Origin of the sequence: Microbacterium lacus (assembly GCF_044794305.1) — a bacterium.
GTDB lineage: Bacteria > Actinomycetota > Actinomycetes > Actinomycetales > Microbacteriaceae > Microbacterium > Microbacterium lacus_B.
The window spans coordinates 1,279,718-1,300,541 of record NZ_CP084996.1 but is presented as its reverse complement, the minus strand read 5'-3'; the positions used below and the strand labels follow the sequence as shown (position 1 = coordinate 1,300,541).

At 66.3% G+C, this 20,824-nt stretch carries 20 protein-coding genes; 17 read left to right on the top strand and 3 right to left on the bottom strand.

Translation table 11 applies throughout. The annotated features are described in order from the left end of the window. Nucleotides 1-157 precede the first annotated feature (157 nt). The 11 genes from LG299_RS06385 to LG299_RS06335 all read left to right on the top strand — a co-directional run bounded on the left by LG299_RS06385 (nucleotide 158) and on the right by LG299_RS06335 (nucleotide 9,805). Nucleotides 158-1,201, top strand: coding sequence for a substrate-binding domain-containing protein (locus LG299_RS06385; protein ID WP_404434177.1), 1,044 nt, complete (start codon nucleotides 158-160; stop codon nucleotides 1,199-1,201). A 91-nt stretch (nucleotides 1,202-1,292) separates the two neighbouring features. Further along, a complete protein-coding gene (locus tag LG299_RS06380) occupies nucleotides 1,293-2,438 on the top strand; it encodes a Gfo/Idh/MocA family protein (protein ID WP_404434824.1) in 1,146 nt (381 codons plus the stop codon). Between the two features lie 44 nt (nucleotides 2,439-2,482). After that, nucleotides 2,483-3,484 carry a sugar phosphate isomerase/epimerase family protein gene (locus LG299_RS06375; RefSeq protein WP_404434176.1) on the top strand — a complete coding sequence of 334 codons (1,002 nt, stop codon included), beginning with the start codon at nucleotides 2,483-2,485 and terminating at the stop codon, nucleotides 3,482-3,484. Nucleotides 3,485-3,533: 49 nt separating this feature from the next. Continuing rightward, nucleotides 3,534-4,304, top strand: coding sequence for a DUF2510 domain-containing protein (locus tag LG299_RS06370; protein ID WP_404434175.1), 771 nt, complete (start codon nucleotides 3,534-3,536; stop codon nucleotides 4,302-4,304). Further along, nucleotides 4,304-5,104, top strand: a complete 801-nt coding sequence (locus LG299_RS06365; RefSeq protein ID WP_404434174.1) for a sulfite exporter TauE/SafE family protein — start codon at nucleotides 4,304-4,306, stop codon at nucleotides 5,102-5,104. Before LG299_RS06370 ends, LG299_RS06365 begins: the two co-directional genes overlap by 1 nt. A gap of 9 nt (nucleotides 5,105-5,113) precedes the next feature. Further along, nucleotides 5,114-5,560 carry a MaoC family dehydratase N-terminal domain-containing protein gene (locus tag LG299_RS06360; RefSeq protein ID WP_404434173.1) on the top strand — a complete coding sequence of 149 codons (447 nt, stop codon included), beginning with the start codon at nucleotides 5,114-5,116 and terminating at the stop codon, nucleotides 5,558-5,560. Continuing rightward, a complete protein-coding gene (locus tag LG299_RS06355) occupies nucleotides 5,557-5,961 on the top strand; it encodes a MaoC/PaaZ C-terminal domain-containing protein (RefSeq protein WP_404434172.1) in 405 nt (134 codons plus the stop codon). The genes LG299_RS06360 and LG299_RS06355 overlap by 4 nt, the downstream gene beginning before the upstream one ends. A gap of 8 nt (nucleotides 5,962-5,969) precedes the next feature. Continuing rightward, nucleotides 5,970-7,103, top strand: a complete 1,134-nt coding sequence (locus LG299_RS06350; protein ID WP_404434171.1) for a UDP-N-acetylmuramate dehydrogenase — start codon at nucleotides 5,970-5,972, stop codon at nucleotides 7,101-7,103. A 61-nt stretch (nucleotides 7,104-7,164) separates the two neighbouring features. After that, on the top strand, nucleotides 7,165-7,842 hold the full coding sequence (locus tag LG299_RS06345; RefSeq protein ID WP_404434169.1) for a response regulator transcription factor: 678 nt from the start codon (nucleotides 7,165-7,167) through the stop codon (nucleotides 7,840-7,842). Next, nucleotides 7,835-9,160 (top strand): ATP-binding protein, encoded by a 1,326-nt coding sequence (locus tag LG299_RS06340; RefSeq protein ID WP_404434168.1) that lies wholly within the window; start codon nucleotides 7,835-7,837, stop codon nucleotides 9,158-9,160. The genes LG299_RS06345 and LG299_RS06340 overlap by 8 nt, the downstream gene beginning before the upstream one ends. A 69-nt stretch (nucleotides 9,161-9,229) precedes the next feature. Further along, on the top strand, nucleotides 9,230-9,805 hold the full coding sequence (locus tag LG299_RS06335) for a PepSY domain-containing protein (RefSeq protein WP_404434167.1): 576 nt from the start codon (nucleotides 9,230-9,232) through the stop codon (nucleotides 9,803-9,805). Between the two features lie 58 nt (nucleotides 9,806-9,863). Here the strand turns inward: LG299_RS06335 and LG299_RS06330 are convergent, their stop codons facing one another. After that, complete coding sequence (locus LG299_RS06330) at nucleotides 9,864-11,063, bottom strand: pyridoxal phosphate-dependent aminotransferase (protein ID WP_404434166.1); 1,200 nt, start codon at nucleotides 11,061-11,063, stop codon at nucleotides 9,864-9,866. A 173-nt stretch (nucleotides 11,064-11,236) separates the two neighbouring features. Here LG299_RS06330 and LG299_RS06325 point away from each other — a divergent pair, with 173 nt between their 5' ends. The 4 genes from LG299_RS06325 to LG299_RS06310 are packed head-to-tail and all read left to right on the top strand — an operon-like array spanning nucleotide 11,237 to nucleotide 14,829. Continuing rightward, on the top strand, nucleotides 11,237-12,124 hold the full coding sequence (locus tag LG299_RS06325) for an ABC transporter ATP-binding protein (RefSeq protein WP_404434823.1): 888 nt from the start codon (nucleotides 11,237-11,239) through the stop codon (nucleotides 12,122-12,124). A 3-nt stretch (nucleotides 12,125-12,127) separates the two neighbouring features. Next, entirely contained in the window at nucleotides 12,128-12,985 is an 858-nt protein-coding gene (locus LG299_RS06320) for an ABC transporter permease (RefSeq protein ID WP_404434165.1), read from the top strand. Nucleotides 12,986-13,006: 21 nt separating this feature from the next. Then, nucleotides 13,007-14,212 carry a sensor histidine kinase gene (locus LG299_RS06315; RefSeq protein WP_404434164.1) on the top strand — a complete coding sequence of 402 codons (1,206 nt, stop codon included), beginning with the start codon at nucleotides 13,007-13,009 and terminating at the stop codon, nucleotides 14,210-14,212. Further along, on the top strand, nucleotides 14,209-14,829 hold the full coding sequence (locus LG299_RS06310) for a response regulator (RefSeq protein ID WP_404434163.1): 621 nt from the start codon (nucleotides 14,209-14,211) through the stop codon (nucleotides 14,827-14,829). Before LG299_RS06315 ends, LG299_RS06310 begins: the two co-directional genes overlap by 4 nt. Nucleotides 14,830-14,900: 71 nt before the next feature. Here the strand turns inward: LG299_RS06310 and LG299_RS06305 are convergent, their stop codons facing one another. Then, nucleotides 14,901-16,496 (bottom strand): isocitrate lyase, encoded by a 1,596-nt coding sequence (locus LG299_RS06305; RefSeq protein WP_404434162.1) that lies wholly within the window; start codon nucleotides 16,494-16,496, stop codon nucleotides 14,901-14,903. 39 nt (nucleotides 16,497-16,535) lie between these two features. After that, a complete protein-coding gene (gene aceB / locus LG299_RS06300) occupies nucleotides 16,536-18,215 on the bottom strand; it encodes a malate synthase A (RefSeq protein WP_404434160.1) in 1,680 nt (559 codons plus the stop codon). A gap of 127 nt (nucleotides 18,216-18,342) precedes the next feature. On the opposite strand from aceB, the gene LG299_RS06295 reads away from it, so the two are divergent. After that, on the top strand, nucleotides 18,343-19,821 hold the full coding sequence (locus LG299_RS06295) for a helix-turn-helix domain-containing protein (protein ID WP_404434159.1): 1,479 nt from the start codon (nucleotides 18,343-18,345) through the stop codon (nucleotides 19,819-19,821). A gap of 16 nt (nucleotides 19,822-19,837) precedes the next feature. Beyond that, nucleotides 19,838-20,815, top strand: coding sequence for a Gfo/Idh/MocA family protein (locus LG299_RS06290; RefSeq protein ID WP_404434158.1), 978 nt, complete (start codon nucleotides 19,838-19,840; stop codon nucleotides 20,813-20,815). Nucleotides 20,816-20,824 lie beyond the last annotated feature (9 nt).

Genomic DNA, 20,824 nt, shown 5'->3' with positions numbered 1-20,824 from the left:
GGCGACTTCTGACGGAGATTAAACAAAAGATGACAATCGAACGCTCACTTCTGTTACGGTGAATCCCGTCAGAGTGGACCCATGAGTGCGGGCAGCTTCCCCCTCGCAGGAAAACCCACCCTGTCACCGCTGCATCACATTCAAGGAGGAACACACAATGCGCACACACCACAAGGCGCGTACGCGGCTCGTTCTCACGGGCGCTGCCATGCTCACCGCCATCGGACTTCTCGCAGGTTGCACCGCCGGTGCCGAAGAAGAGGCCGCTGTCGACGGTGGCGGTACGTCCACCGAAGAGAACGCAGAGTCGGGCGAGACGGTCGTCATCGGCTTCTCGGGCCCCGCAGCCGACCACGGCTGGCTCGGCGCGATCAACTCCGGTGCTCAGGCAGCCGCTGACAGCTTCGACGACGTCGAACTGCGCGTCGCTGAAGGCACCAACGACGCCAACGCGCAGATTGCTGCCGTCGAGACCTTCATCAACGACGGCGTCGACGCGATCGTCCTGCTGCCCACCGATGGTGCCGCCCTCACCGAGGTCGCCATCGCGGCGATGGCAGCCGGCATCCCGGTCATCAACGTCGACCGCGAGTTCTCGAGCCCGTTCGCCGCTCGCGCCACCATCCTCGGTGACAACTACGGCATGGGTGTTTCGGCCGGTACGTACATCTGTGAGCAGCTCGGTGGCGAAGGGTTCGTGGCAGAAATCGCCGGAATCGACTCGCTTCCGCTGACGCAGGACCGCTCGCGGGGATTCGAAGACGCGCTCAGCGACTGCGGCCTTGAGGTCGACGCTCGCGTTGCGGCAGACTTCACCGTTGCCGGTGGCGAGTCCGTCACGTCGCAGCTCCTTGCAGCGAACCCGCAGATCGACGCCATCTGGAACCACGATGACGACCAGGGCATCGGTGTTCTCGCCGCCATCACCGCCGCCGGTCGCGAGGAGTTCTTCATGATGGGTGGTGCGGGTAGCCGCAACGCCATGGATGCCATCGCCGCCGACGACTCGGTACTCAAGGCGACGGTCATCTACCCGTCGACGCAGGCAGCTGACGGTGTTGCGCTGGCACGACTGATCGCGCAGGCCAAGACCATGGGTGACTTGATCACCCCCGGTATTCCGAAGCGCATCGTGCTCGATGCTCCCGTCGTCACCAAGGACAACGTCGAAGAGTTCATCGACCTCTCGTTCGCTTCCTGATGACACCGCGGGGCGTCCGTCCACCAGGGCGGGCGCCCCGCACCCACTCTCCAGAAAGACAACTGCGATGACCGCATCTCTCCGCGTGGCCATGATCGGCCACGGCTTCATGGGCGCCGCCCACTCACAGGGTTGGCGTGTAGCCCCCCGCTTCTTCGACCTGCCGCTGGATCCTCAGATGAGCGTGATCGTCGGGCGGGATGCTGCGAACGTCGAGGCATCCGCCCGCAAATGGGGCTGGGCAGAGACCGCCACGGACTGGCGCGACGTCATCTCCCGCGACGACATCGACGTGGTCGATATCGTCACGCCGGGCGACACCCATGCCGAGATCGCCATCGCAGCCCTCGAGGCCGGCAAGCACGTTTTGTGCGAGAAGCCCCTCGCGAACACTGTCGCCGAGGCCGAAGCGATGACCGCGTCCGCCGAGAGCGCCGCAGCTCGCGGAGTCCGCTCTATGGTCGGCTTCACCTACCGCCGTGTGCCCGCCACAACTTTTGCGCGCGACCTCGTGGCCGCCGGTCGCATCGGCGAGGTGCGCCAAGTGCGCGCCGAGTACTTGCAGGACTGGCTGATGGATGCCGAGTCACCGCTCACCTGGCGCCTCAAGAAAGAACACGCGGGGTCCGGCGCGCTCGGCGACATCGGCGCTCACGCGATCGACCTCACCGAATACATCACCGGCCAACGCGTCACCGGTGTCTCGGGAATCATCGAAACCCTCGTGAAGGAGCGCCCGCTTCTGGGGGAGGGTCACGGACTTTCGGGTACCGCATCCGCAGAACGCGGGGCGGTGACGGTCGACGACGTCGCCCTGTTCACCGGTCGCCTGAGCTCGGGTGCGCTCGCCTCCTTCGAGGCCACGCGATTCCGCACGGGCCGCAAGAACGCACTCCGGATCGAGATCTCAGGATCCACCGGGGCGATCGCCTTCGACCTCGAGCGCCTCAACGAACTCGAGTTCTACGACGCGACACTGCCGTCCACCGGCCTCGGCTTCCAGCGGATCCTCGTCACCGAACAGGATCACCCCTACCTCGCACCGTGGTGGCCGACCGGTCACATGCTCGGCTACGAGCACGGGTTCTCGAACCAGGTCTTCGACTTCGTCACGGCTATCGCCGACGAGACCGCACCGTCCCCGTCGTTCGCAGACGGCCTGCACGTCCAGCGAGTTCTCGACGCGGTCGAGCGTTCGTCTGAGGCGGGTAGCGTGTGGGTGTCGACCGGCGACTGAGCCGCGGCATCCCACCCATTTCACACGAATCGAAGGAGACAGCGATGACGCGTCCGATCACTCTTTTCACCGGCCAGTGGGCCGACCTGCCCCTCGAAGAAGTGGCGCGGTTGGCGTCAGAGTGGGGCTATGACGGCCTCGAACTCGCCTGCTGGGGCGACCACCTCGACCCGTGGCGCTGGGATGAGCCCGGCTACGTCGAAGGCAAGCTGGCACTGCTCGAGAAGCACAACCTCAAGGTCTGGGCGATCTCGAACCACCTCAAGGGCCAGGCGGTCTGCGATGACCCGATCGACCAGCGTCACCGCGACATCCTCTCCGACAAGGTCTGGGGTGACGGCGAGCCCGAAGGCGTGCGCCAGCGCGCCGCGGAAGAGATGAAGCACACCGCTCGCCTTGCCGCGGCGCTCGGTGTCAAGACCGTCGTCGGCTTCACCGGATCGAGCATCTGGAAGTATGTGGCGATGTTCCCGCCGGCTTCTCAGGCGATGGTGGATGCCGGGTACCAGGACTTCGCCGACCGCTGGAACCCGATCCTCGACGTCTTCGACGAGGTCGGTGTGCGGTTCGCTCACGAAGTGCACCCGTCCGAGATCGCCTACGACTACTGGACCACCGTGCGTACGCTCGAGGCGATCGGACACCGCCCGGCGTTCGGCCTGAACTGGGACCCGTCGCACTTCATGTGGCAGGACCTGAACCCGGTGGACTTCATCCTCGAGTTCAAGGACCTGATCTACCACGTCGACTGCAAGGACGTGAAGCTCAACCTCGGCAACGGTCGAAACGGACGTCTGGGCTCGCACCTTGCGTGGGCCGACCTGAACCGCGGATGGGACTTCGTCTCGACCGGTCGCGGCGATGTGCCGTGGGAGGCGTCCTTCCGGGCGCTCAACAGCATCGGGTACGACGGCCCGATTTCGGTCGAATGGGAAGACGCGGGAATGGATCGCCTGATCGGTGCGCCCGAGGCGCTGGAGTTCGTCAAGCGCAACGCGTTCGCCGCGCCGACCGCGGCGTTCGACGCAGCATTCAGCACGCGCTGAGCGCGCTCGCAAGCCGAAGTGGGGGTCATGCGGCCGGTAGTCTTGCCGCATGACCAACATGGCTCCGGGATGGTACGACGACGGACACGGCGCCCTGCGCTGGTGGGACGGAGCGCGCTGGACCGAGCACGTCGCTGCCCCTGATCCGGAGCCCGCGGCCGGGTCTGCGCCCGAGCCCGAAGGTATCGACGCACTCCCGCCTGAGCTCGCCTACGCCGAGCCCGCAACTCCGCTCGTACCGCCCTACGCGGCATCGCCCGGCTACCCCGGCAACGCGGCGCCCAGCGGGATGTTCACCGCGGCGACGCAGCCTCAGAAATCGAAGACGTGGATCTGGGTCGTTGCCGGTATCGCCCTGTTGGGTGTGGTGGTCGCCGCTGCAGTCCTCATTCCGGTGCTCCTACTCGGAGCAGCGGTGAGCGGCAACTCGTCGTCCTCGGCGGCGCCGGTGGCGCCCACGAGTGCGGACGAGGATGCCGCCGTCGCGACCGTCGAACTCTACGACGCGGCGTGGCAAGACGTGGACTGTGATGCATTCTTCGCCTCCACGACCGAGAACTTCCGTTCGCCCGGGTGGCCCGACTGCGCCACGTTTGAAGCCGAGGCGGAGGCGTTCGCCACTTCGGTGCAGAACTACCAGGTGAGCGTCACCGGCATCGAGTCGGGCGAGGGCGCGATCACTGTCCGCACGAGTGAGGCTTTCGACAGCTTCGTCGACGAGGCAGGCAATCCCGCCGATCCGCCCGTGCCGTTCGAAGAGCAGCTGACCTACACGCTCGTTCCCGAAGGCGACGGCTGGGCGATCGATAACGTCGAGTGATGACGGATGCTGCGACCCGGCCACGGGACGCCCGCTTCATCATTTCGTGCACTGGGATAGGCCTCGCCGCGGGTCTGCTCTCGGGCCTCTTCGGCGTGGGTGGCGGAACCGTCATCGTGCCGTTCCTGGTGTTTCTCGTGGGCTTCGACCAGCGCCTGGCGGCAGGCACGTCGCTCGCCGCGATCGTGCCGACAGCGATGGTGGGCGTCATCTCCTACGGTGTGCACGGCTCGGTGGCGTGGATCCCCGCTCTGATTCTCGCCGTGGGCGCGGTGGTCGGTGCGCAAGGTGGAACATGGTTGCTTCCCCGGACGCCGATTACGGCCTTGCGCTGGGGGTTCGTCGGATTCCTCGCCGTCGTGATCGTCACCCTGTTCCTGGTGATTCCCTCGCGTGACGCCGAACTGGTCCTGACCCCGCTCATCGTCATCGCTCTGCTGGGGCTGGGCCTGGTGACCGGTGTGCTCGCAGGGCTGCTCGGAGTCGGGGGCGGTGTCGTCGTGGTTCCGGCGCTCATGCTGCTCTTCGGCACGAGCGACCTCGCCGCGAAGGGCACGTCGCTCCTCATGATGATCCCCGCCGCGGTCTCGGGCACGATCGGCAACATCAAGCGCAAGAACGTCGACCTGGTCGCCGCTGCGCTGGTTGGTGGGGCTGCCTGCACCACCACGGCACTCGGGGCGTGGATCGCCACGATCGTCGACCCGCTGACGGCGAACATCCTCTTCGCCGTGTTCCTCACAGTGATCGCTGTGCAGATGGCGATCAAGGCGATCCGCGGTCGAAAGGGCGCTCGGTAGGATGGCACCGTGCCAGTGAACCCCGAGCTCGTCGGTCGCGAATTCGCCCCGACCGCCCCTTATTTGGTCGGCCGTGAGAAGGTGCGCGAGTTTGCGCGCGCGGTTTTCGCCCATGACCCTCAGCACACCGACCCGGCCGCCGCGCAGGCGCTCGGCTATGCCGATGTCGTGGCGCCGCCGACGTTCGCGATGGTGGTGCAAGACCTCACGCTGCAGCAGCTGTTGGCCGAGCCCGACTCGGGTATCGAGCTGTCGCACGTGCTGCACGCCGAGCAGCGCTTCGCGTACACGCGCCCCATCGTCGCCGGCGACGAACTCGTCGCGCAGCTGGCGGTGACCGGAATCCGCACCCTCGGCGGGAACGCGATGGTGACCAGCGATGCGGTGGTGACGGATGCCTCGGGCGCCCATGTTGTCACGGCCACCTCCGTCCTCCTGGTCGGAGCGGGTTCATGACCGCGCTCGTGGTGGGCGACATCGTCGCCGAGCGCGAGGTTCATCTCACCCGGGAGTCCCTGGTGCGCTATGCCGGAGCATCCGGCGATTTCAATCCGATCCACTACCGCGACGACATCGCTGCGTCCGTCGGATTGCCCGGTGTGCTGGCCCACGGAATGCTCACCATGGGCCTCGCTGTCGAGACTCTCGTGCCCTGGCTTGGAGACTCCGGACGCATCGTCGATTACGGCGTGCGGTTCACGCGCCCGGTTGTCGTCGACCCCGAGACCGGCGCAGACCTGCAGATCGTCGCGAAGGTCGGCGCTGTCGAGGACGGCACGGCCCGCATCGATCTCACCGTGACGTTCGGTGGAACGACCGTGCTGGGCAAGGCGCAGGTCCGCGTCCGGACCGCGTGAGCGGCACGATGCCCGAGGTCACCCCCCTCCCGCTCGCGCAGCTGACCACGCTGCGCACCGGCGGCGCACCGAGCCGGATGATCGACGCGCCCACCAGCGACGAACTGGTCGAGGCCGTGCGCGAGGTATGGAGCGAGGGTGAGCCCTGCCTCATGCTGGGCGGGGGATCGAATCTCTTCGCCGGCGATGAACCGTTCGATGGCACCGTTGTGCGCGTGCTCACGCAGGGCATCGAGCGCCTCGAGGCACGCCCAGGGTTCGTGCGACTTCGAGTGCAGGCGGGGCACAACTGGGATGACCTCGTTGCGTACGCCGTCGAAAACGGTCTCGCCGGCATCGAAGCGATGTCGGGAATTCCGGGAACGACCGGTGCGGCACCGATCCAGAACATCGGTGCCTACGGGCAAGAGATCGTGCAGACCCTCGTCGAGGTCGAGCTCCTTGACGAGGTTGACCACGAGATCCGCACCGTGTCGGCTGACGAGCTCGGACTGGGATTCCGCACGTCCGCTCTCAAACACCACTATGGCTCGGTGCCCGAGCGTGCTGCTGTGATTCTCTCGGTGACTCTCGAGCTTGCCGAAGTCGGCCACGCTGACCGGCCGATCGAGGGCGCACAACTGCGGTCAGCGCTCGGCCTCCGCGCCGACCAGAACGTCACCCTCGCGTGGATCCGCGAGCACGTGCTGGCAACGCGAGCCCGCAAGGGCATGGTGCTTGATGACGCTGACCCCGACACCTACAGCGCCGGGTCGTTCTTTCAGAACGCCATCGTCTCGGCATCCTTCGCCCGAACACTCCCTCCGGAGTGCCCGCAATGGCCGGTGTCTCCCGACCTCGACCCCCTGCTGGTGATTCCGCTCGAGAACTTCGACGGCTACATCCCGCCGCAGCCCTCCGTTCCATCGGACGTCAAGGTCAGCGCCGCCTGGCTCATCGAGCAGTCCGGCGTCGGCAAAGGCTTTCGCCTGGGTCGTTCGCGCGCTGCGCTGTCGTCGAAGCATGCGCTTGCACTGACCAATCGCGGCGAGGCGACGGCGGCCGAGATCGCTGAACTGGCACGCTTCATTCAAGGTCGCGTGCTTTCGGAGTTCGGTCTGTTACTGCAACCCGAGCCGGTGCTGGTGGGCGTCGAACTCTGAGCGGGCGTGTCCAGGATGCGGCTTCAGGCCGGCTTCAGCATGAATGGGCCACGATGGAGACATGCGACTCCTGGTGGTGGACGACGAGCCGCGCCTCGCGGAAGGGCTCAAGAGAGGTCTGGAGGCGGAGGGCTTCGCCGTAGACGTCGCGCACACGGGTACTGACGGTCTATGGCTCGCCCGCGAACAGCAGTACGCCGCGATCCTGCTCGACATCATGTTGCCCGGAATGAACGGGTACGTGGTCTGCCGCACGTTGCGCGACGAAGAGAACTGGACGCCGGTCCTCATGCTCACGGCCAAAGACGGCGAGTGGGACCAGGTGGAGGGCCTAGATACCGGCGCCGATGACTACCTGACCAAACCGTTCTCCTTCGCCGTTCTGCTCGCGCGGCTGCGCGCCCTCATCCGCCGAGGCGCAGCGGCGCGCCCCGCGAAGCTCACCGTCGGCGACCTCACGCTCGACCCTGCCGCGCGGCTGGTGCACCGCGGCGATTCCCCGATCGACCTCACGAGCCGCGAATTCGCCGTGTTGGAGTTTTTGATGCGCCGGGCAAACGACGTCGTCTCGAAGGCCGAGATCATCGAGGGCGTCTGGGACTTCGCGTTCGAGGGCGACCCGAACATCGTCGAGGTGTACATCGGGCACTTGCGATCGAAGGTCGACCGACCATTCGGGCGTGAGAGCATTCGCACCGTCCGCGGCGCGGGCTACCGAATTGGTCTCGAGAGTGAGTGAGCGATCTCGTCGCGCGGGAATCCGCGTGCGCATCACGCTGGTCGCAGCATCCGTCGTCGCGCTCGCGCTTGCCGTCGGAGCCGTGGGGTTCTGGTTCACGCTGCGCACGGCGCTGTACGACCAGCTCACCGTGTCGGCGGCGCAGGATGCCGAGGCCTTCGCCGAGCAGGTCGACAGCGCAGGTGTCGATTCGTTGCCTGATCTCGACGACGAGCGGTTCTGGCAGGTGGTTGACCGTGACAGTGGAGCGGTGGTCGCTGCGAGCGATGCGGCAGAAGACGTGGGTGCGCTCGCTGACCGCGAGGGAACCTCCCCCGCGCTCGTGCGCCTCGAAGACGGCGAACCTCCCTTCGTCGTTGCGACGGCAGAGGAGGGGGAGTGGATCGTCGTTGCCGGCCACAGCACCGAAGATGCCGACGCCACTTTGGCGACGGTCGGTGGGCTGCTGGCAGTCTCGGTTCCGATCATCGTCATCGTCGTGGCTCTGACCACGTGGCTCGCGGTGGGGAGATCGCTCGCTCCGGTCGACCGCATGAGACGTCAGGTTGATGTGATGTCGGCATCCGACCTCTCCCAACGGGTCGACGAGCCAGCGACGCGTGATCAGATCGGTCGACTCGCACACACAATGAACGGCATGCTCGCGCGCCTCGAAGAGTCTCAGGCCGCGCAGCGACGATTCATCTCGGATGCTTCGCACGAGCTCAAGTCGCCGCTCGCCTCGATGCGTCAGTACGCAGAAGTCGCACAGGCCCACCCCGATCGCATCAGCCCGGCCGAATTGAGCGCCGTGGTGCTCGACGAGGGCGCGCGCCTGGAACGCCTCGTGCAGGGGATGCTGGTGCTCACGCGAGTGGACGAGGGTGCACTCGCCCTCGCGGTCACCGAGGTCGACCTCGATGACCTTCTGCTGGCTGAGGCTGGGCGCCTGCGTGGCCTCGGGGGAGTGACGGTCGACACGCACGCCGTGGGCGCCGTTCGGTTGCACGGCGACCTCGGACTCCTCCGTCAGGTCACGCGCAATCTGGCCGACAACGCCGTCAGACATGCGCGCACGCGGGTGGTGTTCGCGACGATGCAGACCGCATCGGGAGCCGGGTTCAGCGTCGAGGACGACGGAACGGGCATTCCCGTGGACGAGCACGAGCATGTGTTCGAGCGCTTCGTGAGACTGGACGAAGCGCGAGCGCGCGACGCGGGCGGGAGTGGCCTGGGGCTGGCGATCGTGCGCGAGATCGTGCGCGCGCACGGGGGTGATGTGCGGGTGGATGCGGGTGCGCTCGGTGGCGCACGGTTCACGGTCACCCTGCCTTCCTGACGAACTTCTCCGGCTTCAGGTCTGCTTCAGGGACCGCGCGAGATCGTGGAGTCCTACCCAGGAGGAATCATGCGCAAACCCATCATCTGGATCACGAGTGTCACCGGAGCAGCCGTACTGATCGCCGGTGGAACTGCGGTCGCGGTCGCGGCGAGCAACACCCCCTCGCTCGCGCCGATCTCCACCTCGTCGTCGGTTGAACCTTCACCCGCATCCGTGGAGGCGTCGGACCTCGAAGGTGCGATCGCCGCGGCCCTTGCCGCTGTCGGACCGGGAGTCGTGCTCGATGCAGACGTCGACGACAATGCCGCCTACGCCTACGAGATCGACGTTCGTCTCGATGCAGGCGGTGTTGTCGAGGTCAAGCTCGATTCCGATCTGAACGTCGTCTCGACGGAGGACGACGATCTCAGCGACGATGACTTCAGCGACGACGGGGGCACGGACGATGACACCGTGACCGATGCGGCGATTGTCGAGCGCGCTTCAGCGGCTGCTCTCGCTCACGTCGGTTCGGGAACGGTGGTGAGCGTCGAGAACAGCGACGACAGCGACCACATCTATGAGGTCGAGATCGATCTCGGTAACGGCGAAGACATCGACGTCGAACTCGACGGCGACTTCGCTGTGGTGAAGGCCGACTGACCCCACAGCGGCCCGGGCCGCCCGTCGCCTTCCCCAGGGCGCGGGCGGCTCGTTCGTCCTAGGCGAAGAGCTCCTGCATGCGACGGACGCCCTCCAGGAGGGCTTCGTCGCCGAGGGCGTACGAAAGTCGCAGGTACCCGGACGGGCCGAACGCTTCACCGGGAACGACCGCGACTTCAGCCTTCTCGAGGATGAGGTCTGCGAGCTCGAGCGATGTGGTCGGGGTGACGCCAGCCCACTCGCGCCCAAGCAGCCCCTGCACGTCGGGGTAGACATAGAACGCTCCGAGCGGGTTCGGCACCGCGACGCCGTCGATCTTCGCGAGTTCGCTCACGATGAGCTTCCTCCGTCGGTCGAACGCCAGGCGGAACTCCTCCACCTCGCCCTGCGGGCCGGTGAGGGCGGCCAGCGCTGCGCGCTGAGCGATGTTGTTCACGTTGCTCGACAGGTGTGACTGGAGGTTCGCGGCGACCTTGATTGCATCCTTGGGTCCGACCATCCAGCCCACCCGCCAGCCCGTCATCGCGTAGGTCTTTGCCACACCGTTGACGAGGATCGTCTGGGCCGCAGCATCCGGTACCGCCTCGACGATCGACATGGCGCGCGCGCCTTCGTAGACGAGGTTCTGATAGATCTCGTCCGAGATGATCCAGATGCCGTGCTCGACCGCCCATTCGCCGATCGCTTTCGTTTCTTCGGGCGTGTAGACCGAGCCCGTCGGGTTCGACGGTGACACGAACACGAGTACGGTGGTGCGCTCGGTTCGTGCCGCTTCGAGTTGCTCGACGGTGACCTTGTAGTCCTGCTCGGCCCCCGCGAACACCTCGACGGGAACGCCGTCGGCCAGTGCGATCGCCTCGGGATAGGTCGTCCAATACGGTGCGGGCAGCAGCACCTCGTCGCCCGGGTTCACCACAGCCTGGAACGCCTGGTAAACGGACTGCTTGCCGCCGTTGGTGACGATGATCTGCGAGGGGTCGACCTCGAGCCCCGAGTCGCGCAGCGTCTTCGCGGCGATCGCTTCGCGCAGCACGGGAAGGCCGACGGCAGGCGTGTAGCGGAAGTTCGCGGGGTCGCGCAGGGCTTTGGTCGCAGCATCCACGATGGACTGCGGGGTAGAGAAGTCGGGCTCGCCCGCGGCGTAGGAAATCACCGGGCGACCGGCGGCCTGCAGGGCTTTCGCCTTCGCGTCGACCTTGAGGGTCGCCGATTCGGCGATTGCGGACAGTTTTCGGGACAGCGGGGCGCGTTCAGTCACCCTCTGAGGGTACCGGCGGAATGCCCCGGCTCCAGTGGACCGCATGGATATTCGCGGCCCGCCAGCCGTACGCCGCGGTGAGTCGATGGACCGTCGGCATCCACCGAATGGAGGACGTCGAACCGAACGAACGGCCGTGCCGGGGCGGTCCGCCAACCGGAATCGTGGATGCCATGAATCAGAACGTGGTGCGGGTGCGGAACCTGCAGAAGGTGTATTCGGGCCGTCCGGTCGTCGAGGACGTGTCCCTCGACATCGCGCGCGGTGAGACGTTCGCGCTGCTGGGACCGAACGGCGCGGGCAAGTCGACCACGGTCGAGATCCTCGAGGGGTATCGAGACCGTACGAGGGGCGAAGTGGAGGTGCTCGGCGCGGATCCCGCGACGGCCGGACTGCGGTGGAAGTCGCGCATCGGTGTCGTGTTGCAGGGCACCGGGCTGCTCGGCGCGCTCACGGTCCGCGAGTACCTCACCCAGTTCGCCGGCTTCTTCCCGAACCCGCGCAGCGTCGACGACGTACTCGCGGCCGTCGGGCTCGAGGAGCAGGCGCCCATGCGGGTGAGCAAGCTGTCGGGGGGTCAACAGCGACGCGTCGACGTCGCGCTTGGCGTCATCGGCAACCCTGAGCTGCTGTTCCTGGACGAGCCCACCACCGGGTTCGACCCCAAGGCTCGACGTGACTTCTGGACGATGATCCGCGGGCTCGCTGCCGAGGGCACGACAATCATGCTGACGACCCATTACCTCGACGAGGCGGAGGAGCTCGCAGATCGCGTCGGCATCCTCGTCGCCGGGCGGCTGCGGGCGCTCGGTCCCGTAGGCGCCATCGGCGGGGAGGATGCCCGCATCCCGATCGTGCGCTGGACCGAGCCGGGCGAGCAGCGTCCACGCGAGGTGCGCACCGCCGAGCCGGCACGCTTCGTCGCAGACCTCGTCGCCCGCACCGGCGCGGAGCCGGCATCGGTGGACATCGTCCGACCCTCACTCGAAGACATCTACCTCGGTCTCGTGGCCGAGCACACCGGCGCCGCGGCACCCGCGGACGCCTTGACGGAGGCATGAATCATGAGCGTCCTTGAACACAGCGGGCGCACCGCCCGCAGCACGGTCGGTCGCAGTCGCGTCGGCATGGGACTCTGGCGGGGTCGATTCGAGCTCATGCAGTACGTCCGCTCGGGCGACACCGTGTTCTTCACCTTCCTGTTCCCGATCCTCATGCTCGGCCTGTTCAGCGTGGCATTCGGGGCGGATGGCGACATGCAGCCCGCGCCGGGACTGCCTCCCGTGCCGGTCGCGCAGATGTACCTGCCGGCCATGCTCGCTGCCGGTCTTCTGCTCTCGGGCTTTCAGAATCTGGCGATCGACATCGCGGTGGATCGGTCCGAAGGTGTGTTGAAGCGGCTCGGGGCCACCCCGCTGTCGCCGGTGAGCTACTTCCTCGGCAAGATCGTCCAGGTGGGTGTCACCGGGGTCGTGCAGGCGGCGGTCCTCCTGGTGTTCGCGGCTGTCGTGCTGGGGGTACCGCTGCCTACTGATCCCGCACAGTGGGCGACGTTCGCGTGGGTCTTCGTCCTCGGCATCACCGGGTCTGCCCTCCTGGGAGTGGCGCTGTCCTCGGTTCCGCGATCGGCGCGCAGCGCCGTCGCGGTGGTCATCCCGATCGGGCTCGTCGTGCAGTTCATCTCGGGGGTGTACTTCCAGTTCTACCTGCTGCCCGACTGGTTGCAGTCGGCGGCAAGTGCGCTGCCGGTGAAGTGGATGGCGCAGGGAATGCGCTACGTCTTCCTCCCCGAGGAGTACTCCGCGCTGGAGCAGAACGGCGAGTGGAACATCGCGGGCGTTGCGATCGCTCTGACGGTCTGGCTGGTCGTGGGGCTCGTGCTCGCGCGCGTCACCTTCCGCTGGAACAGGCGCGACGCGTAACCTGAGCGCGGGACGGCAGACATGCAGAATCGACGATGGTGGGACGCGGCGTTGGTCGCCGCGTCCCTCGTGGTCGTAGTGACCACGTGGTTCGGATCGAGCGGCGCGTCGTCTGGCGCCGTCGCCCTGGCTGCGGCGGGGCTTGTGCTCATGGTGTTGAGCTATGTGCTCGTAGCGCGGCCCGCCCTGACGTCACATCGGCCATGGCGCTTTCCCGTCTTCGTCTCGTGCGCAGCAGTGGCTCTGGCCGCGGGGTGCGCGGGCGAGCCTTTCTTCGCGATCTTGCAGGCGATCGCATACCCGCTGACATGGGTGCTGGCGGGCGATCGACGCGGGGCGATCATCGGATCGATTGCCATCGCGCTCGGCACTTTCACGGGCGTCGCCGTTTTCTCGGGCATCCTCGACGGCGGTGATTCGGTGCTTCCGGCGCTCGCCATCGCCGCCTCCACCGCGGGCTTCGGTCTCGCCTTCGCCATCGCGTTCGGCCTGTGGATGTCGGGCGTCGTCGAATACGGCCAGGAGCGCGCGCGCCTGCTCGGCGAGCTCACCGCTGCGCAGGCGGAGGTTGAGGCGCTGAGCCGCGATCGCGGAGCCGCAATGGAGCGCGAGCGATTGGCCAGGGACGTGCACGACACGCTCGCGCAGACTCTCGCAGGCCTGGCCATTCTGTCGGAGCGCGCAGGCCGACAGCTCAGTGAAGGACGAGCGGACATCGCGGCGGACAGCATCGCGACGGTCGAACGGCTCTCGCGTGATGCTCTCGAGGAGGCGCGCGCGATCGTTTCGCGGACGGCCGCCGTCCCGTCCGACGCCGCCCTCGGTGACGCCGTCGACCGTCTCGTGAGCCGCTTTCGATCCGAGGCAGGGCTGACGATCGACCTCGACCTGAAGCTCGATTCCGCCGGTGTGCTGCATCGGGAGTCGCAGTTGGTGCTGCTGCGATGTCTGCAGGAGTCGCTCGCCAACGTTCGCAAGCATGCTGCGGCCACCCGGGTGGCCGTGGGGGTGTCGGCCGGGCCGGACGGGCGGTCCCAGCTCACCGTCGCCGACGACGGCCGCGGGTTCGATATCGGCGCGCGGTCGGACGGGTTCGGTCTCGAGGGCATGATTGAGCGCGTGGCGCTGGCGGGTGGCGAACTTGACGTGTCGTCGACTCCGGGCCGGGGCACGACCCTCGTCGTGCGACTTCCAGCGACCCCGACAGGACATGAGGCGCTGCGGTGATCCGACTGTTGATCGTCGACGACCATCCCGTGGTACGGACGGGCCTCGCCGTCATGCTCTCAGACGAGCCCGGCTTCGAGGTGGTGGCGGAGGCGTCCGACGGAGAGCAGGCAGTGCGCGTCGCGGCGGCGACCCGCCCCGACGTCGTGCTCATGGATCTCAGGATGCCGGGAGTCGGCGGAGTCGAGGCTACAGCGCGGATTACCGCCGCGGGCGATGCGAAGGTGCTGATCCTCACGACCTACGAGACCGACGATCAGATCCTCGCCGCCATCGAGGCGGGCGCTTCCGGTTACCTGCTCAAGGCCGCTCCACAGGCCGAGATCGTCGCGGGAATCCGGTCGGTCGCCGCAGGTCAATCGGCGCTGTCGCCGCAGGTCGCGGTGCGACTGGTCGAGCGTATGCGCCACCCTGAACGGGAATCGGTGCTCACCGCGCGCGAGACCGAAGTGCTCCGGCTGGTCGCTGCGGGCAACAGCAACAAACAGGTCGCGTCGTCCCTCGGCATCGGTGAGTCCACGGTGAAGACGCACCTGCTCAAGGTCTTCGAGAAACTCGGCGTCGCCGACCGCACGCGTGCTGTCACCCTCGCGATGGAGCGTGGCCTGCTCCGCTGATCGGCGCACCGAACGACGGATGCCCCGACCGCGAGGGCCGAGGCATCCGTTCTCGATCGCGAGAAGCGTGATCAGGAGAACTGGTTCATCGTGTTGTGGGCGCCGCCAGCTTTGAGGGCTGCGTCGCCGGCGAAGTACTCCTTGTGGTTGTCGCCGAGGTCAGAGCCCGCCATGTTCTGGTGCTTGACCGTCGCGATGCCCTCGCGGATCTCACGGCGCTGGACTCCCTTCACGTACGCGAGCATGCCCTCGTCGCCGAAGTATCCCTTGGCGAGATTGTCGGTCGACAGCGCGGCCGTGTGGTACGTCGGGAGTGTGATCAGGTGGTGGAAGATTCCGGCACGCGCAGAGCTGTCACGCTGGAACGTGCGGATTTTCTCATCGGCCAGTCGTGCCAGTTCGGTGTCGTCGTAGTCGACGTTCATCAGGTCGCTGCGGTCGTACGCCCTGACGTCCTTGCCCTGCTCAACGAGAACGTCGTAAGCCTGCTGACGGAAGCTGAGCGTCCAGTTGAACGACGGGCTGTTGTTGTAGACGAGCTTCGCGTTCGGGATCTCTTTGCGGATCTCATCGACCATCGCGGCGATCTGCTCGACGTGCGGCTTCTCGGTTTCGATCCACAGCATGTCGGCACCGTTGCGCAGTGACGTGATGCAGTCGAGCACCACGCGCTCCTCACCGGTTCCGGGCCGGAACTGGTAGAGGTTGCTCGCGAGACGCTTCGGGCGCATCAGCTTGCCGTCGCGCTTGATGATGACATCGCCGTTGCCGAGCTCGGACTCAGAGATCTCTTCGACGTCGAGGAACGAGTTGTACTGGTCGCCGAGGTCGCCGGGCTGCGCCGTGACGGCGAGCTTCTGCGTGAGGCCAGCACCGAGCGAGTCGGTGCGAGCGACGATGATGCCGTTGTCGATGCCAAGCTCGAGGAACGCGTAGCGGACCGCGTTGATCTTGGCGGTGAAGTCCTCGTGCGGAACCGTGACCTTGCCGTCCTGGTGGCCGCACTGCTTCTCGTCCGACACCTGGTTCTCGATCTGGATGGCGCACGCACCCGCCTCGATCATTTTCTTAGCGAGAAGGTACGTCGCCTCGGGGTTGCCGAAGCCGGCGTCGATGTCGGCGATGATCGGCACGACGTGGGTCTCGTAGTTGTCGATCTGCGACTGGATGAACTCGACCGCGGTCTCGTCGCCGGCAACTCGAGCCTTGTCGAGTTGCGAGAAGAGCAGATCGAGTTCACGGGCATCCGCCTGACGGAGGAACGTGTACAGCTCCTCGATGAGCGCGGGTACCGCCGTTTTCTCGTGCATCGACTGATCGGGCAGCGGACCGAACTCCGAGCGGAGTGCGGCGACCATCCAGCCCGAGAGGTAGAGGTAGCGCTTGTTCGTGGTCTTCAGGTGCTTCTTGATCGAGATGAGCTTCTGCTGCCCGATGAAGCCGTGCCAGACGCCGAGCGACTGGGTGTAGACCGACGAGTCGGCGTCGTACTCGGCCATGTCCGCCCGCACGATGTCGGCCGTGTACTGCGCGATCGCAAGTCCGGTCTGGAAGCGGTTCTGCGTGCGCATGCGCGCGACCGACTCGGGGTTGATCGCATCCCAGCTCGAGCCGTTGTGCTCTTTGAGCGCCCGGATGGCGTCGATGTCGTCCTGGTACTGAGTCATTTCATTTCCTTCTTGGTGTCTGGGGTTGGCGGGAGAACGTCAGTCGGTCTCGACGAGGAACTTCATGTACGCGGGCAGGGTGAGGAATGCGGGGAACTCCTGGCCGAGTGCCACCTCGCGGAAGATCTCGGCCGAGTCGTCGAACCGGTCGCCTTCGCGACGGTCGACCTCGCTCAGCACCTCAGCGATGAGACCCTCGATGTACTCGCGCGTGATCAGGTCGCCTTCGGCGGTGGAGCGGTCCTGGTGGATCCACTGCCACACTTGCGAACGCGAGATCTCGGCGGTCGCGGCATCCTCCATCAGGTTGTCGATGGCCACCGCTCCCAATCCGCGCAGCCACGCCTCGATGTAGCGGATCGCGACCGACACGTTCGCGTGCACCCCTGCGGCCGTGACCGGACGCCCGATGTGCACGTCGATGAGGTCGGATGCTTTCACCTCGACATCGGGACGCTGACGGTCGATCTGGTTCGGGCGGTCGCCCAGCACCGCGTCGAACTCCGCCATCGCCACAGGAATCAGGTCGGGGTGCGCCACCCACGTGCCGTCGAAGCCGTCGCCGGCTTCGCGCTTCTTGTCGGCGGCCACCTTCTCAAACGCCATCGTCGTCACCTCGGGGTCCCGACGATTCGGGATGAATGCGCTCATGCCACCGATCGCGAAGGCCCCGCGCTTGTGGCAGGTCTGCACGAGCAGCTCGGTGTACGCCCGCATGAACGGAACGGTCATCGTGACCTCGCTGCGGTCGGGGAGCACGAAACGCGCCCCACGGCCGCGGTAGTTCTTGATGATCGAGAAGATGTAGTCCCAGCGGCCCGCGTTCAGCCCCGCGATGTGGTCACGGAGTTCGAAGAGGATCTCTTCCATCTCGAACGCGGCAGGCAGTGTTTCGATCAGGACGGTCGCGCGGATCGTGCCGTGCGGGATGCCGATGTAGTGCTCGCTGAACGTGAAGACGTCGTCCCACAGTTTCGCCTCTTCGCTCGATTCGATCTTGGCGATGTAGAAGTAGGGTCCACGGCCGTTCGCGATGAGCTGCGTCGCGTTGTGGAAGAAGTAGAGGCCGAAGTCCACCAGTGAGCCCGAGGTCGCCATCTGTCTTCCCGAGCGGTCGGTGAACTGCATGTGGGCCTCGCTCAGGTGCCAACCGCGCGGACGCATCACGATCGTGGGCGTGGATTCGGCCGTGACTTCGTAGCGCTTCCCCGGTGCCGTTTCAGAGGCAGGACTGGTGAAGCTCAGCTCACCGCGGATCGCGTCGCGCAGTGACAGCTGACCCTCGATGACGTTCTTCCAGGTGGGGCTGGTGGCATCTTCTTGGTCGGCCAGCCACACCTTTGCACCTGAGTTCAGCGCGTTGATGGTCATCTTGGGATCGGTCGGACCGGTGATCTCGACGCGCCGGTCTTCAAGCCCCGGGCCGGCGCCGGCGACCTTCCACTCAGCGTCTTCGCGGATGTGACGGGTGTCGTCGCGGAACTGCGGGTCGTGCCCGTTGCCGATCTCGAAGCGACGGCGCATCCGGTCGGCGAGGCGATCGTGGCGGCGCGCTCCGAAACGCTGGTGCAGCTCGGTGAGGAACGCGAGTGCCTGGGGCGTGAGGACTTCGTCGTAGCGGGGGGCCATGCGACCGATGACCTCGACGCGGGGCTCAGTGGTCTGCGTTGCGATGGGTCCCGTGCTCGTACGCATCGGGGTGGCGGTTGAAGGAGTCATGTCGCTGTCTTCCTATGAACGTCGGGCGGTGGTCGTGAATCCAGTATTGAGTGAAGTTCGAAGTCACTCATGACCGATCCGGGTGTGAAGTTTCGGCAAAGTTCTGCTTTCGTGACAGAATCGCCCTATGAGCACCTCCATCGATCGCGACACCGGCACCGTCCCTCCGGAGGATGAAGAGGTGGACTCTCTCACGATCGGGCGACGCATCCGTCAGTTGCGTACTGACCGCGGCATGACGCTGGACGAACTCGCCACCGCGGTGGATCGCGTGCCCAGCCAGTTGTCGATGATCGAGAACGGTCGCCGCGAGCCGAAGCTCACACTGCTGCGGACGATCGCTCGGGCGCTCGGCACGACGTTGGACGCGCTCCTGGAGTCAGAGCCCCTCGACGAGCGGGCAACGCTCGAGATTTCACTCGAGCGCGCAATGCGCGGACAGACCTTTCAGGCTCTGGGGATCGCGCCGTTCCGGATCGGCAAGACCGTGCCCTCCGAGGCGCTGAAGGCTATGCTCGCGCTGCAGGGCGAGATCGACCGACTGCGCGACGAACGCGCCGCAACACCCGAAGAAGCCCGGCGGGCGAACGTCGCCCTCCGGCACCTCATGCGCACGCAGAACAACTACTTCGCCGATCTCGAAGAGCAGGCGCGGCGGCTCTTGACCGCGGTGGATCACCCGGGCGGACCCCTCACACAGCGCACAGCATCCGACATCGCCGCGCATCTCGGCTTCACCCTGCACTACGTCGCCGACCTACCGCAGACGACCCGGTCCGTCGCCGACATCAAGAACGGACGCCTCTACCTCTCGAGCAGGCTCGCGTCGAAGGGTGACCCGCGCACCGCCGTGCTGCAGGCGCTATCCAGCCGGATCCTCGGGCACCGTGAGCCCACGTCGTACGCGGACTTTCTGCGGCAACGGGTCGAGACGAACTACTTGACGGGCGCCCTGTTGATTCCCGAAGCACACGCCGTGCCCTTTCTGCAGGATGCCAAGAAAGACCGCGCGATCTCGATCGAAGATCTGCGCGATGCCTACTCGGTCTCGTACGAGACGGCCGCGCACCGCTTCACCAACCTCGCGACGATGCACCTCGACGTCCCGGTGCACTTCCTCAAGGTGCACGAGTCGGGCACGATCACGAAGGCCTACGAGAACGACGACGTGAACTTTCCGACAGATCGGCTCGGCGCGATCGAGGGCCAGATGTGCTGCCGTAAGTGGACCTCGCGGGTCGTCTTCGACGAGGACGACCACTTCAACCCGTACTACCAGTACACCGACACGGGGAACGGAACCTACTGGTGTACGGCCCGTGTCGAACTCTCCAGCGAGGGCGCGCACTCGGTGTCGGTGGGCGTGCGGTTCGATGACACGAAGTGGTTCCTGGGTCGCGAGACCACCAATCGCGGAATCTCCCGGCACTCCGTCGAGGTCTGCTGCCGACGGGCGCCGGCCGATCTCGAGGCATCCTGGCGCGAGAACTCGTGGCCGAACGTCCGCACCCCGCGCACGCTGCTGGCGACGCTGCCGACAGGGGCGTTCCCGGGAGTTGACACGACCGACGTATACGAGTTTCTCGAGGCGCATGCACCCCGGTGACGATAGCGTCGCAGTCATGCAGACGAGGTGGGCCGTTCTCGGGCCGGGTGAGATCAGTGGATACTTTGCGCGTGCATTGCCGCGTTCGCAGTTCGGGATGCTTCATGCCGTCGGCAGCTCGGATCCGTCCCGTGCCTCGGCGTTCGCGTCGCAGTACGCAGCGCCGGTGTCGGGAACGTACGACGACATCCTGAGCAGAGATGACGTCGACGCTGTCTACATCGGAACGGTGCATACCTCTCACGCAGAACTCGTCGAAGCCGCTCTTCGTGCGGGCAAAGCAGTGCTCTGCGAGAAGCCCGCCACGACGAACCTGGCCGACGCCGAGCGTGTCCTGGCGGTCGCCGCCGAAACGAACAGGCCGTTTCTCGAGGCATTCAAATGCCGCTTCGGCCCGCTCGCAGATCGGTTGAGGGCGCTGATCGAGGAACGCGCAATCGGCGATATCGTCGCCACCGAAGCGTCGTTCGGTTTCGCTGCGGGGGAGCGCTCTGGTCGGCTTTTCGATCCCGATCTCGCCGGAGGTGCGGTGCTGGATGCCGGGGGCTACCCCGCGTCGTTCGCTGTGGGTGTGGCCGCGTGGGCGGGCCTCGATCTGAACGGTGTCGTCGGCGACGTCGAGGGATACATCGGTGACACGGGCGTCGATGAGGATGCCGCCGCCACCCTCCGCTTCGGCGACAGCAGGGCGCGCATCCGCACCTCAATCGTCACTGAGCTCCCGCTCTCCGCGACGATCACGGGCACGGAAGGCAACATCGAGATCCCCGATGTATGGGGGAGCCGGACGGAGAGTGCGAGCACGCTCATCGTCCGCAGAGCGGGAGAGGACCCGGCGCGAATCGCCGTCGAGGTAGTCGACCCGTTTGCCGCGGAAGCGGACGCCCTTTCGTTCGCGCTTGCGGAGGGCCGGCTGGAAGTACCGCAGATGCCGTGGTCGCACACCCGTGCCGTTGCGCGCGTACTGGAAAACTGGCGCCGCTCGATCGGGTAGTGAAGAGGG